This window comes from Donghicola sp. XS_ASV15 (genome assembly GCF_041224595.1).
GTDB lineage: Bacteria > Pseudomonadota > Alphaproteobacteria > Rhodobacterales > Rhodobacteraceae > Donghicola.
This window is the reverse complement of record NZ_JBGFGN010000129.1, coordinates 54,857-67,902: the sequence shown is the minus strand read 5'-3', so window position 1 is coordinate 67,902 and position 13,046 is coordinate 54,857. Positions and strand designations below refer to the sequence as shown.

General features: G+C 59.4%; 11 protein-coding genes. 3 read left to right on the top strand and 8 right to left on the bottom strand.

From position 1 onward, the window contains the following. Position 1: 1 nt before the first annotated feature. Together AB9K37_RS08645 and AB9K37_RS08640 are read right to left on the bottom strand one after the other, a co-directional pair. On the bottom strand, positions 2-1,138 hold the full coding sequence (locus tag AB9K37_RS08645; RefSeq protein WP_369837244.1) for an ABC transporter ATP-binding protein: 1,137 nt from the start codon (positions 1,136-1,138) through the stop codon (positions 2-4). Positions 1,139-1,210: 72 nt separating this feature from the next. Beyond that, positions 1,211-2,296, bottom strand: coding sequence for a polyamine ABC transporter substrate-binding protein (locus AB9K37_RS08640; protein ID WP_369837241.1), 1,086 nt, complete (start codon positions 2,294-2,296; stop codon positions 1,211-1,213). 161 nt (positions 2,297-2,457) lie between these two features. On the opposite strand from AB9K37_RS08640, the gene AB9K37_RS08635 reads away from it, so the two are divergent. Together AB9K37_RS08635 and AB9K37_RS08630 are read left to right on the top strand one after the other, a co-directional pair. After that, complete coding sequence (locus tag AB9K37_RS08635) at positions 2,458-3,138, top strand: GntR family transcriptional regulator (RefSeq protein WP_369837238.1); 681 nt, start codon at positions 2,458-2,460, stop codon at positions 3,136-3,138. Positions 3,139-3,219: 81 nt separating this feature from the next. Beyond that, positions 3,220-4,611 carry an aspartate aminotransferase family protein gene (locus AB9K37_RS08630; protein ID WP_369837236.1) on the top strand — a complete coding sequence of 464 codons (1,392 nt, stop codon included), beginning with the start codon at positions 3,220-3,222 and terminating at the stop codon, positions 4,609-4,611. A gap of 40 nt (positions 4,612-4,651) precedes the next feature. Here AB9K37_RS08630 and AB9K37_RS08625 read toward each other — a convergent pair whose 3' ends face one another. The 5 genes from AB9K37_RS08625 to AB9K37_RS08605 all read right to left on the bottom strand — a co-directional run bounded on the left by AB9K37_RS08625 (position 4,652) and on the right by AB9K37_RS08605 (position 11,137). Next, complete coding sequence (locus AB9K37_RS08625) at positions 4,652-6,478, bottom strand: ABC transporter ATP-binding protein (RefSeq protein ID WP_369837653.1); 1,827 nt, start codon at positions 6,476-6,478, stop codon at positions 4,652-4,654. Continuing rightward, positions 6,475-8,328, bottom strand: a complete 1,854-nt coding sequence (locus tag AB9K37_RS08620) for an ABC transporter ATP-binding protein (protein ID WP_369837233.1) — start codon at positions 8,326-8,328, stop codon at positions 6,475-6,477. Before AB9K37_RS08620 ends, AB9K37_RS08625 begins: the two co-directional genes overlap by 4 nt. Positions 8,329-8,389: 61 nt before the next feature. Further along, entirely contained in the window at positions 8,390-9,541 is a 1,152-nt protein-coding gene (locus AB9K37_RS08615) for a CCA tRNA nucleotidyltransferase (protein ID WP_369837231.1), read from the bottom strand. Then, positions 9,538-10,140: a CoA pyrophosphatase gene (locus AB9K37_RS08610; protein WP_369837228.1), complete on the bottom strand. Its 603-nt coding sequence runs from the start codon at positions 10,138-10,140 to the stop codon at positions 9,538-9,540. The genes AB9K37_RS08615 and AB9K37_RS08610 overlap by 4 nt, the downstream gene beginning before the upstream one ends. Beyond that, positions 10,124-11,137 (bottom strand): Hsp33 family molecular chaperone HslO, encoded by a 1,014-nt coding sequence (locus AB9K37_RS08605; RefSeq protein ID WP_369837226.1) that lies wholly within the window; start codon positions 11,135-11,137, stop codon positions 10,124-10,126. The genes AB9K37_RS08610 and AB9K37_RS08605 overlap by 17 nt, the downstream gene beginning before the upstream one ends. 120 nt (positions 11,138-11,257) lie before the next feature. On the opposite strand from AB9K37_RS08605, the gene AB9K37_RS08600 reads away from it, so the two are divergent. Further along, positions 11,258-11,698 (top strand): NUDIX hydrolase, encoded by a 441-nt coding sequence (locus AB9K37_RS08600; protein WP_369837223.1) that lies wholly within the window; start codon positions 11,258-11,260, stop codon positions 11,696-11,698. On the opposite strand, the gene AB9K37_RS08595 is transcribed toward AB9K37_RS08600, so the two are convergent. Further along, positions 11,642-12,955, bottom strand: a complete 1,314-nt coding sequence (locus AB9K37_RS08595; RefSeq protein WP_369837220.1) for a PP2C family protein-serine/threonine phosphatase — start codon at positions 12,953-12,955, stop codon at positions 11,642-11,644. The two genes, AB9K37_RS08600 and AB9K37_RS08595, sit on opposite strands and share 57 nt — an antisense overlap. Positions 12,956-13,046: the final 91 nt, after the last annotated feature.

The following is a 13,046-nucleotide window of genomic DNA, read 5'->3' as shown; positions in this document are numbered from 1 at the left end:
CTTAACCCTCCAGCACCGAGCCGCCAGTCTTGGTCCAGCTGACCCAGACTTGATCCTCCCACGTGTAGGGACGGCGGCTGATGCGACGGGTGTTGGCCATCTGCGACTTGATCACTTGGCCTGTCGGCAGTTGCACGTGATAGGTCGAGAGGTTCCCCAAGTATGCAATATCAAGGATTTTGCCCTGCGCCGCATTCACGGCATCTGCAGGGCGCTCGGGACTGATCGTCACCTTTTCGGGGCGGATCGCGTAGTAGACCTTTTGCCCCGCAGTGATGAGACGCTGGGTCTGCGCAGTGATGGCCTGCTGTCCTTCGGCCCATTCGATCTGGACCGTTTCGTCAATCGCCGCGCTAGAGCGGCCCTCGATCAGGTTCACGTCCCCGATAAAGTCCGCCACATACGCGTTGTCGGGGAATTCATAGATGCGGTCGGGGGTCGAGACCTGCATCACCTTGCCTTCGTCCATGACGGCGATGCGGCTGGCGACGGTCATGGCTTCTTCCTGATCGTGGGTCACGATCACGAAAGTAGTGCCGGTGTTTTCCTGAATATCCATCAGCTCGAACTGCGTGTCTTCGCGCAGTTTGGCGTCGAGCGCGCCAAGGGGTTCGTCCAGCAGAAGCAGCTTGGGCTCTTTGGCCAAGGAACGCGCCAAAGCCACACGCTGCCGCTGACCGCCGGAAATCTGGTGCGGTTTCCGTTTCGCGAATTTCTGAAGACGGACCATCCGCAGCATCTCTTCGACACGGTGGTGGATTTCGTCCTTGGGCTTGCCATCACGGCGCAGGCCAAACGCGATGTTTTCATAGACTGACAGGTGCGGGAACAGCGCATAGCTCTGGAACATCATGTTCACGGGGCGCTGGTTCGGCGCGATCGGCCCCATGTCCTGTCCGCCGACATAAATCTTGCCTTCGGTGGGGGTTTCGAAACCCGCCAGCATCCGCATCATCGTGGTCTTGCCGCAGCCCGACGGACCCAAGAGTGCAAAGAATTCCCGCTCGTAGATATCCAGCGTTAGGTTGTCGATTGCGGTGAAATCTCCGAACCGTTTGGTGACATTTTCAAACCGGATCAGCGGCTTGGCAGCGGGATCATCCCAAGGGGCGAAAATCGGAGCACCGTTGGCGGGCATGAATAACCTCGGCGAATGGTCGAAAAACAAAAGGGGGCGCGCAAGGAACCCTGCGCGCCCGAAACGTCGGTCTTAGTTGCCCGATTTGATCTTGGTCCACATGCGGGTCACGGTCCGCTGCAGCTTCGGATCATAGGGCGAGAAGGTGTAGAGGTTTTCCAGCGTCGCCTCGTCAGGATAGATCGCGGTGTCGCCAATCACGTCTTCGATCAGGTACTCTTGCGAGGCTTTGTTGCCGTTCGCGTAGTACACGTAGTTCGACGCCGCAGCCATGTTCTGCGCGTCCATAATGAAGTTCAAGAAGGTGTGCGCACCTTCGGGGTTCGGCGCGTCGGCAGGAATTGCCATCTGATCGAACCACATCAGCGCACCCTCTTTGGGAGCGTGATAGGCCACCTCAACGCCGTTATCGGCTTCGGCGGCGCGGTCGCGGGCCTGCAAGATGTCACCCGACCAGCCAAAGGCGACACAGATTTCACCATTGGCCAGCGCGTTGATGTATTCCGACGAGTGGAACTTCTGAATGTAGGGACGCACGCCCATCAGGACCTCTTCGGCCTTGGCGATAACGTCCGCGTCCTTGCTATCAGGGTTCTCACCCAGGTAAGCCAGTGCCGCGGGGATTACCTCGGTCGGAGCGTCCAGGAAATAGACACCACACTCGGCCAGCTTTTCCATGTTCGCGGGATCAAAGATCAGCGACAGGCTATCGATGGGCGCGTCATCCCCCAGAACTTCGGCGACTTTGCCAGTGTTCGTCCCGATGCCTGTGGTGCCCCACATGTAGTTGATCGAGTACTCGTTGCCGGGGTCATATTGTGCGGTACGGTCTTTGATCACGTCCCACAGGTTATCCGCGTTAGGCAACTGCGACATGTCCAGCTTCTGGAACGCACCTGCCATGATCTGACGCTGCAAGAAGCTGCCGGTCGGGACCACGACGTCATAGCCCGAACCACCGGCCAGCATCTTGGTTTCCAGAACTTCGTTGCTGTCGAACACGTCGTAGACCAGCTCGAGGCCGGTCTCTTCTTCGAACTTGGTCAGCAGCTCTTCGTCGATATAGTCGGACCAGTTGTAGACGCGGACCTCTTCGGCCATGGCCGATGCTGCAGTAATCGCAAGCACTGCGGTGGTGGTCGCAAGTTTGAATGTCATGGTACTCTCCTGTTGGGCATCTGACGCTTTTCGCGCCTTGTAGAGAATTTGATCAAGTTTTACCCCATGTGGCAACGTTTCATTATTCCCACATCTCCAGTAAACTCATAAGGCTGGATACGACGCAAGCGGCACAACACAATTTGGAAGGTGATTAAGAATTGAGCAGCCCTGACCTCCCGAACGTCAAAAGCGCCCCACTCCCCGCCCATGAGGTCGCATACCGATCTTTACGAGAAAAGGTCTTGTTCGGAGAGCTCGCCCCAGGGCAGCCTGTGACGATTCTGGGCCTGACCGAACAGTTGGGAGCCGGCATGACTCCGGTGCGCGAGGCCATACGCCGCCTGATCGCCGAAGGCGCGCTGGATCTGCAGGGAAACCGCCGCGTCTGCGTCCCCAGATTGACCTGCAACTCCGTCGAAGAGCTGGTTTTTGCGCGTCTCGCCCTCGAACCGCGGCTGGCGGAGCTGGCTTGCCAAAAGGCTGACGATGCGGCGCGTGACAGTCTGGCGACCATCGACAAACAGCTGGATTCGGCCATGCAGCACGGGGACATATCGGGCTATCTGCGGGGCAACTACCAGTTTCACCACCGGCTCTACGATCTCGCAGATGCGCCCATCCTGTCGTCCATGGCGGATAGCATGTGGTTACGGTTCGGACCATCCCTGCGCGTGGTGTGCGGTCGGTACGGCACCGTCAACCTTCCGGACAATCACAAGATTTTGCTGACTGCTATGGCAGCAGGCGACGTCAAAGGCGCCGCCCGAGCGATGCGCGACGACATCGAACAAGGCATGAATCAGCTGGCAGAGAGCCTCGGGGCCTCTGATTCGATTTGACAGTAAATAATTTGATCATATTCTCATCTTAACAGCGGCGCTGCGGCGCCCGTCTCCCCCTTTGTCAGGACGAGGATCGTTATGGTCGAGATTTCCAACCACATGCCCACAGCCGAATTGCAGGCTCTGGACGCAGCGCACCACATGCACCCCTTTTCGACCCAATCGGGCTTCGCGAAAAAGGGCGCGCGGGTCATCACGCGAGCGCAGGGCACACGGCTATGGGACTCCGAAGGGGCTGAAATTCTGGACGCGATGGCGGGCCTGTGGTGCGTCAACATCGGCTACGGCCGCGATGAGCTGGCCGAAGCCGCCTACCGCCAGATGAAAGAACTGCCCTACTACAACACGTTCTTCCAGACGACCCACGTGCCGGTCATCGCCCTGTCCCAGCGGCTGGCGGAACTGGCCCCCGGTGATCTGAACCACGTCTTCTATGCGGGCTCTGGCTCCGAGGCGAACGACACAAACATCCGCATGGCGCGCTTTTACTGGGCCCAGAAGGGCAAGCCGGGAAAAAATATCATCATCAGCCGCAAGAACGCGTACCACGGCTCGACCCTTGGTGCGATGTCGCTGGGTGGCATGAGCGGGATGCACGCCCAAGGCGGCGTCGTGCAGAACGTGCACCACATCGACCAACCCAACTGGTGGTCCGAGGGCGGCGACATGTCCCCCGAGGATTTCGGCATTGAACGCGCACAGCAGTTGGAAAAAGCCATTCTGGAACTGGGTGAAGACCGCGTTGCGGCCTTTATCGCTGAACCCATCCAAGGCGCTGGTGGCGTGATCGTCCCGCCGGACAGCTATTGGCCCGAGTTGAAGCGCATCTGCGACAAGTACGAAATCCTGCTGATCGCGGACGAAGTCATCTGCGGCTTTGGCCGCACCGGCAACTGGTTCGGCAGCGAAACCGTAGGCATCCAGCCTCACATCATGACCATCGCCAAAGGTCTTTCGTCGGGCTACGCGCCTATCGGCGGCTCGATCGTCTGTGACGAAGTGGCCGAAGTCGTCGGCGGCGACGAGTTCAACCACGGCTACACCTATGCGGGCCACCCGGTCAGCTGTGCCGTAGCGCTAGAAAACCTGCGCATTCTGGACGAAGAGGGCATCGTGACCCGCGCCCGCGAAGAGATCGCGCCCTACCTGAAGGAAAAGTTCGAAGGTCTGACCGAACATCCCATGGTCGGCGAAGCCAAGATCGTGGGCCTGATGGGCTCTATCGCGCTGACTCCGCACAAGGAAAGCCGCGCCGCCTTTGCCACGGATGCAGGCACCGTCGGCTACATGGTCCGCGAGCGCTGCTTTGCGAACAACCTGATCATGCGCCATGTGGGCGACCGGATGATCATCTCTCCGCCGTTGGTCATCAGCAAAGAGGGCGTGGATCTGCTGATCGCGCGCGCTTGGCAATCGCTGGACGAAGCCATGGTGCAGGTCAAAGCAGACGGCCTGTTCAAACCCGCCTAAGACATTAAAACGCTGGCCCTTGCCCAGAGGCCAGCGTTTTTCATTCTGCCGCGTCGAGCCCCAAGAACCCGCCCGACTGCCGCGCCCACAGCCGCGCGTAGGCCCCGTTGTGAGCCAGCAGCTCGGTATGGGTGCCTGCCTCGGTCACCTTGCCATCATCCATCACAATGATCCGGTCCATCCGCGCGATGGTCGACAGACGGTGGGCGATTGCGAGCACGGTCTTGCCCTCCATCGCATGATCCAGAGCGGTCTGGATCGAGGCCTCAACCTCACTATCCAACGCGCTGGTCGCTTCGTCGAGGATCAGGATCGGTGCGTCCTTCAGAATGGCACGGGCCAGTGCGATCCGTTGGCGCTGCCCGCCCGAGAGTTTCACGCCGCGCTCCCCGAGATAGGCGTCATAGGCTTCCCGCCCCGCGAAATCTTGTAGGTGTTGTATAAAACCGTCTGCCTCGGCCGCCTCGGCGGCGCGTTTCATCTCGGCATCGCTGGCGTCGGGTCGACCGTACTTGATGTTCTCGCGGGCGGAACGATTGAACATCGCCGTGTCCTGCGTGACCATCCCGATCTGACTGCGCAGGCTCTGCTGCGTGACGTGCGAGATATCCTGACCGTCGATCAAAATGCGCCCGCCCTCTGGCTGATAGAGCCGAAGAAGAAGCGACACCAAGGTGGACTTCCCTGCGCCAGAAGCTCCGACGACACCAATCTTCTCGCCCGCGTTGATGGTCAGTTCGATCCCTTGAACACCGCCTCGTTCACGGCCATAGGCGTATTTCAGGCCGTCAATGCGGATTTCTCCGCCCGTCACAGACAGGTCCTGCGCGCCAGGCGCATCTTCGATCCGACGGTGCGGGGTCAGCGTACGAATGCCGTCCTCGACCTCGCCGATGTTGCCGTACATGCCCATTAGTGTGAAGCTGACCCAGCCCGTCATCTGCGCAATCCGCAGTGAAATCGCCCCGGCCGCGGCAATATCCCCCGCCGAAGCCTGCCCCGACCGCATCAGCAGCAGCGACGCGCCAATCAGCAGGACGGGGAGCACACCGGCCCACGACATCAGGACCAAGCGGAATTTCGCAGACAAGTACCCCATATCCAGAGCCTTGCCGCGAAAAACCTCCATCGCCGACAGGGCGGCTCGATCTTCGTGATGGTCGTGGGCGAAGAGCTTGACCGTTTTTACGTTGGTGATCGTGTCGACCACCTGCCCTGTGACCATCGCACGGGCATTAGCGCGGTCCTTGGACATGGCCCGCACGCGCGGGATGAAATAGCGGATCAGGGCAAAGTACCCGATCAGCCAGACCGTCAGCAGGCTGGCAACGCGCCAGTCTATCGCCCCTAACAAGGCCACCGACCCGAACAGGGATGACAGCGCGAACGCCACTACGTTGATGAACTCTGACACAACTTCGGTCGTCGCACGGGCGGTCTGCATCTGCTTTTGCGCCAGCCGCCCCGCGAAATCGTCATCAAAGAATGACACCTCTTGCCCCAGCACCCAGCGGTTTAGCCGAGAGAGCACCAAGGGCATGACATTGGGCTGAATAACAATACTGTTTGCCGCCGCCGAGAGACCAAACGTGATCGGCCGCAACGCCAAGAAAAACAGCAGCGCACCAGCGATAACCGCTAAATTAACCGGCTGGAAGATATCACCAGAGGCTGCAGCCGTGTCGACCAACATCCCCAGAACCAGAGCAGACCCAGCCTCGGTTGCGCCCGCCAAAGCGGACAGCGCAAACGCACCGAATACGGCGGGCCACGCTCCGGCCAGCGCCCACTTCATGAACGCGCCCAAGGTTCGGGGAGGCGGCCCACCCGCGGGTTTAAATGAATCGATCCACTGAGATAATTTCAGCATTCACTGTCCTTTGTCGTCGGATCGCTGGCTAGGAACCCGCCCGATTGGCGCGCCCATAGGCTGGCATAGAGCCCGCCTTGCGCCAGAAGCGCGTCGTGCGAGCCTTGTTCATGAATACGCCCCTGATCCAGAACAATAATCCGGTCCATTTGCGCAATTGTCGAAAGCCGATGTGCGATCGCGATCACGGTCTTGCCATCCATCAGCTGGTACAGCGTGCTCTGGATGGCGGCTTCGACCTCACTATCTAGGGCGCTTGTGGCTTCGTCCAGCACGAGGATGGGTGCGTCCTTCAAGATGACGCGAGCCAGAGCAATGCGTTGGCGCTGACCGCCTGACAGTTTTACGCCGCGCTCGCCCACGTGGGCGTCGTAACCGGTGCGGCCTTCGGCATCCTGAAGGCCAAGGATAAACTCATGCGCCTCGGCCCGTTGCGCGGCCATGATCATCTGCTCTTCGGTGGCATCGGGGCGCCCGTACAGAATGTTGTCGCGGACCGAGCGGTGCATCAGACTGCTGTCCTGCGTGACCATCCCGATTTGTCGGCGCAGACTGTCTTGGGTGACCTGCGCGATATCCTGACCGTCGATCAGAATGCGCCCTCCTTCGATATCGTAGAACCGCAAGAGCAACTTGATCAGGGTCGATTTGCCCGCGCCGGAGCGCCCGACGATCCCGACCTTTTCTCCCGCTTTGATCTGAAGGGACACGTGGTCAAGGCCACCCTGCCCTTTGCCGTAGTGATGGCTCAGGGATTGAACCTCGATCCGGCCACTGTTCATGTGCAGATCTTGCGCGCCCTTCGCATCACGCAAAGCTAGTGGCTGCGCGATCGTCTCCAGTCCTTCGTCCACGACGCCGAGCTGCTGGAAGAAGCTACTGATCGCCCACATGATCCAACCCGTCATCGCGTTGAGCCGAAGGGTTAACGCAGTTGCCGCTGCAACAATCCCGACCGAGGCTGACCCTGCAGTCCACAGATACAGCGCCCATCCGACCACGCCGACAATTAGCAGGCCATTCAGGGTCATCAGCATCAGATCCATAATCGTGTAGAGCCGCATTTCTTTGAAAAACGCCTGCCGCCCTTCTTCTATTACCTCTTTGGCGTAGTCGAGTTCTTGATCATGATGGGCGAACAGCTTGACCGACTGGATGTTCGTGTAGGTGTCGACTACGCGGCCCGAGATTCGCGTGCGCATGTCGGCAGAGTATTTCGACGCGGGCGCAACCCGCCGCATCACCCAGCGCACCAACAGCAGAAACAGCCCGACCCACGCCAAAAGCGGCAACACCAAACGCCCGTCACTATCAGCCAGCAGGATCGCTGCACCCACAACATATGCCAATGCAAACGCGATCGCATCAAAGATCTGGAACACAGCCTCGCCTGCGGCAGGGGGTGCTTGCATGATCCGGCCCGCAATCCGGCCCGCGAAATCATTCTCGAACCAGCCGACCGACTGGCGCAAAACATGCTTGTGCGCCCGCCACCGAAAGGCAGTCCCGAAGTTCGGCAGGATCGCGTTGTTCAGCAGCGCCACATCCAGAAACTGAAGCAGAGGCCGCAAGATCAGGATAAAGCCCGCGACCGCCAAGACTTGCAGCCCTTGGCTCTGCCAAAACGTGGCGGGATCACCAGACAGCGCATCCACCAGATGCCCCATGTAATAGATCAGCCAGACCTCGACCCCAGCCACAATGATCGCCGTCAGCGCGGCCCACGCAAACACCGCCCGAAACGGGCCAGACAGCCACCGCAGATAATCCCGCACCCGCCGAGGGGGCTGGTCAGGCTCCGTATACGGAGCATAAGGATCAACGAGTTTCTCAAAAAACCGCATCATGGGATCACCGCCTTGCTAATGTGCGAGGATGTAGCGCCCAAAGATGATGGTCACATGTCGATTATTCGGGGCTGTTCAAAAGCTCTTCGCGCGTGGGGGAAAACTGCGCCTCTATCCAGTGTTTTTCAAGTTGCTTTAGACGCAGACCCAGCTGTGCGCCCTGATAGGCAGGCATCAAATCAGCCGCTTTGACAGGGAATTTAGCTGCGGCGCCTGCGGCGACGGCGGGGCCATCCGTCATCGGCACCCCCATGAGCGCCGCCCGCAAAATCATCGCCTGCAGGCCCCGCTCTGCTCCCAAGCGATACCCGATTTCGTGTGCTGGTGCGCCTTCGGTCGCGGCGTCCCGCAATTCAGCGAGGGCTCGCGCCTCGGCCTTGGACAAGCGCAAGCGGGTGGCCGCCTCGCAATTTCCCAGCGATGCGAGACGGAGCATTGGATCGGAGGGCAACCCTGCCTCGGCCTCCAGATGGACGAGCGGCCCTAAGGCGGTCGCATCCGCGCCTGGCAAAACTTGCATCAGCACACCAGATTGCGCCATTGCGGCGACTGCGCGTGTCGGCTCCACTGCCGTCAACAGTTTGCGCATCTCAGCGCCAAGCCGCTCTGCCGCCAGTTTCGAGATTCCGTCAGATAATTCGGCACAGGCCGCCAGGCCGTCAGGATCGATCCCCAGATCTGGATTGCCGTACCACGCCGTAAAGCGAAAGAACCGCAAGATACGCAGGTAGTCCTCTTGGATGCGCTGATACGGGTCACCAATGAACCGAACGTGCCGCGCTTTTAAATCTGGCAATCCGCCCAAGGGGTCCGCGATCACGCCATTCCGATCTGCATAAAGCGCATTCATGGTAAAATCCCGCCGCGCAGCGTCGTCGTCCATCGTATCGGCAAAGGCCACAACGGCATGGCGGCCAAAGGTCTCGACATCGCGGCGAAAGGTCGTGACCTCGTGACCGATCCCATCGGAAACAACTGTGATGGTGCCGTGTTCAATACCGGTGGGGACAGGCTTGAGCCATGCCTTCTGCGCCAGTTCCATGACGGTTTCGGGTCGCGCATCGGTGCAAATGTCGATGTCATCCACCGGCGCATTGATCAGAGCGTTGCGAACACAGCCTCCGACGAACCATGCCTGATAGCCGGCCTCAACCAGCATCGCGCACACCGCTTGGGTCGCGGGACGCTCTAGCCACGGGCCGGAAAGTTTCATGTGAAACGCTCCGCCAAGCCGCGCAGAACGCGCGCTGTCGCGCCCCAGATATAATAGGGCCCGTAGGGTACGGCAAAATAATAGCGGCGAGACCCGCGCCAACGTCGACCATGGACCATGAAATTCTCGGGATTGGTCACGTGCTGCATCGGCACGTGGAAAACCTCTGCCACTTCGCCCAGTTCAGGCACCGGATTGAACCCGCTTCTTAGCACTCCGATGATTGGCGTCATGGTAAACCCTGTCACGGTCTCGTGCGGGGGCAGCGCACCCAGAACCTCCACAGAGTCCCGAGGCAATCCGATTTCTTCGTGCGCCTCACGCAGAGCAGTGGCGACCAGATCGGCATCTGTTTCGTCCTGCTTACCACCAGGAGCTGCGATCTGACCGGGATGATGTTTTAGGGCCGAGGACCGCTTGGTCAGCCAAAGCCGTGCACCCGAAGGAGACGCCTCGAACGCGAGCAAAACGGCGGCGGGGCGCAGTTTGCGACCTTCGGGCAAGACGACCTCTGGGTTGAGGTCGAAATCAGAGGACGGCGCGGCCTCTTTGGCCAGCGCCGCCGTCAATGTTGTGATCAGATCAGTCCTGCTGCTCATCAGAGCCGCCTTCGGGCTGCACAGCATCCTTGCCGACTGTCGCGGGGTCCAGATCGTAATGCGCGCCGCAGAACTGGCAGTCCGCTGTGATCCGGCCATCGTCTGTCAGCATGTGTGTCAGATCCTTGGCGGAATAGATCGACAGGGTTTGACGCACGCGTTCCTCAGAGCACGTGCACCCAAACTTCACGACCTGCGAGTCAAACACGCGCGGCTGCTCTTCGTGGAACAGTCGGATCAGTAGATCGGTGGGCGAAACAGTGGGGCCAATCAGCTCCAGCTCTTCGACACTGTCGAGCAGGATGTTCGCGCGGTTCCAGTTCTCTTCGTCGTCCCCGTGGACCAGATCGCTGGCTGTCAGGGTGCCGCCTTCGCCCGAGCCGCCTTCGCCACTGGTGAAGGGCGACGCTTTGGGCATGTGCTGCAGCATCACGCCGCCGGCACGCCAATACTCACCACGACCGCCCGGTTCGACCGAACGGCCAAAGTTGATCGAAAAGCGGGTCGGCAGCTGTTCGGACTGGGCAAAGTACCCTTCGGCGGCCGCAGACAGCGAGGTCGCGTTCAAGGGCGCAATGCCTTGGTAAGGCTGCATGTCGGGGCCTTGGTCAATCAGAACGGCGAAGTAGCCCTGCCCGATGTGATCAATCGGCGCCAAGGCGTTATCGATCCGATCTTCGTCATAGCTGGCATAGGCACGAATGCGGGCAGGCTCGCCCTCTTCTGTCGGACCATAATAATCCGTCGCAATCATCCGCACAGGGCCCTTGGACTGTACCTGCAGAGACAGCTTCCAACGCAGCTTGATGGTCTGGCCGATCAAAGCGGTCAGACACGCCATTTCCGCGACCAAAGCTTCGACCACGGGCGGGTAGTTGTGCTGTTTCAGAATGCCATCGAGAACGCCGTCCAAGCGGGCCACCCGGCCACGCACATCAGCGTTGTCCAACTGGAACGGCAATACCGTGTCGTCCCATGCGATTTTGTTTGCAATCATTTCAGGGTATCCTTACGCGCTTGGGGGATGGCATACCGCGCCCATATAAGGGCTACAAGCGCCTGTCCAAGGGGGATGGGCGTGATGCATCCCCGATTTGCAAAAACACATGGATCTGAAATGCGTAGATTTGGCGAGCCCCGCGACCTGACTGATACTTACACCAGACGCCCCGGAGCTTATGCGATCCTGATCCGCGACGGGCAAATTCTGCTGACATTTCAACAAAGCCCAGAGCCAGAATTTCAGCTGCCGGGTGGCGGGATTGATCCGGGCGAGACCGCGATCCCTGCCCTTCACCGCGAAGTTTACGAAGAAACCGGTTGGAAAATCTCGACCCCTCAGAAAATCGGGACGTACAAGCGGTTCTGCTACATGCCCGACTACGACATTCACGCCGAGAAAATCTGCTCGATCTACATTGCTCGTCCAACCCAACGCGTCGGTCCCCCGACCGAAGATGGGCATTTCGCGTTTTGGCTGCCCTTGGCCGAGGCTCCAGCGCTACTGGCCAACAGCGGGGATCGGTTCTTCCTCGATCGGGTTCTGAGACGCATCTGAGCCAGACATCTGCCAGAGGATGGCAGAGATGTCGTCCTCGAAATCTTCGGACCCTTTGCGCGCAGCCAAATGCCACATCAGAGCATCCAGCGCTGTTTTGGGTGACTGCGCCGACAACTCGCACAGCATTGTCCCTGTCGCCTTTTCACCCAGCATGATGCCGCTTTGATCTGCGCTTTCTGAAATCCCATCCGACAGAATCCACAGCCGATCGCCCGGCCGGAGTATGGTCTCAATCGACTCGTATTCAGCAAGGCCGATGAGACCAACCGGCATACCGCCTTCGCCTAGATATTCTACGTTCCCCTCCGCACGCAGTACAATCGGGTGCGGATGCCCCGCTTGGCAAAGCTGTAGCCTCCCTGTTTTCAGGTTCAGAATCGCAAGGACCATTGTCGCGTAGTGGTCCGTGCAAATCTCTTTCATCAACCGCTCATTCAAGTAGGCGACCGCATGGTGGGGTGCCCTCGTTTGATAGCCGCTCGGCGTTTTTTCAAAGGCAACGTTGGATCCAAGATGCCCGGGCGACAGATATGCGGCCAGCCGCGCCGTCATCAACGCACTGCTGATTCCATGACCCGACACATCGATTGCGTACATCAGCACTTCGTCGGGGCCCGAAGGGACAAAGCCAACCAGATCTCCGCCAACATGGCCGGAGGGGCGCAACATCAACGCAATTTGACCCAGACCGAAATCACGGAACCTCTCTGGCACGAGTGACTGCTGAAGCTGCCGCGCTTCTGTCAGTTCTTGCTCTTGTGCTTCGTAAAGGTGCTGCAACTCTTTGAGCGCACGCCCAAGTTGCCCATTTTGCTCGTGCAACTGTTCCTGCATACGCAAGATCCGCTCGCCCGCAAGAAGTCGCGATTCCAGTTCTTCGATATTGACCGGCTTGTTCAGGAAATCATCCGCCCCGCAATTAAGCCCTTCTGCGACTGCGCCTTTCTCGCTTCGCGAGGTCAAAAGAATGAAGTACCCATATCGCTCTGTGGCGAGCCGCCGGTAGGCGCGGCAAAAACTGAGCCCATCCATACCTGGCATCATCCAGTCACTCAGAATAATGTCAGGGGGCGTTTCTTCGCAAAGACGCAGCGCAGTGGTCCCGCATTCGGCCTCAAGGACCTCGTACCCGCGTTTGGTCAGCATCGCGCGCAGTATTCGACGCTGGAGCGCACTGTCATCGACCACAAGAATTTTGAACGGCCGTTCGGTTGTCGGCTGTGAACTGCCTAAAGGGCGTACATCAGAATTCATCTCGGTTGTCCCGTTTCCCACAGGACTCAGCTACTCGCAGAGGCAGATTAATCAGAGGTAAAACATAAAATCCGGTGGTTTTGAGCCGATC

Bases quoted from the DNA above. Each gene is read 5' to 3' on its own strand.
- AB9K37_RS08610 (WP_369837228.1), bottom strand. From the start codon at position 10,140: ATGAGCAGCAGGACTGATCTGATCACAACATTGACGGCGGCGCTGGCC.
- AB9K37_RS08620 (WP_369837233.1), bottom strand. From the start codon at position 8,328: ATGATGCGGTTTTTTGAGAAACTCGTTGATCCTTATGCTCCGTATACG.
- AB9K37_RS08595 (WP_369837220.1), bottom strand. From the start codon at position 12,955: ATGAATTCTGATGTACGCCCTTTAGGCAGTTCACAGCCGACAACCGAA.
- AB9K37_RS08645 (WP_369837244.1), bottom strand. From the start codon at position 1,138: ATGCCCGCCAACGGTGCTCCGATTTTCGCCCCTTGGGATGATCCCGCT.
- AB9K37_RS08605 (WP_369837226.1), bottom strand. From the start codon at position 11,137: ATGATTGCAAACAAAATCGCATGGGACGACACGGTATTGCCGTTCCAG.
- AB9K37_RS08615 (WP_369837231.1), bottom strand. From the start codon at position 9,541: ATGAAACTTTCCGGCCCGTGGCTAGAGCGTCCCGCGACCCAAGCGGTG.
- AB9K37_RS08640 (WP_369837241.1), bottom strand. From the start codon at position 2,296: ATGACATTCAAACTTGCGACCACCACCGCAGTGCTTGCGATTACTGCA.
- AB9K37_RS08630 (WP_369837236.1), top strand. From the start codon at position 3,220: ATGGTCGAGATTTCCAACCACATGCCCACAGCCGAATTGCAGGCTCTG.
- AB9K37_RS08600 (WP_369837223.1), top strand. From the start codon at position 11,258: ATGCGTAGATTTGGCGAGCCCCGCGACCTGACTGATACTTACACCAGA.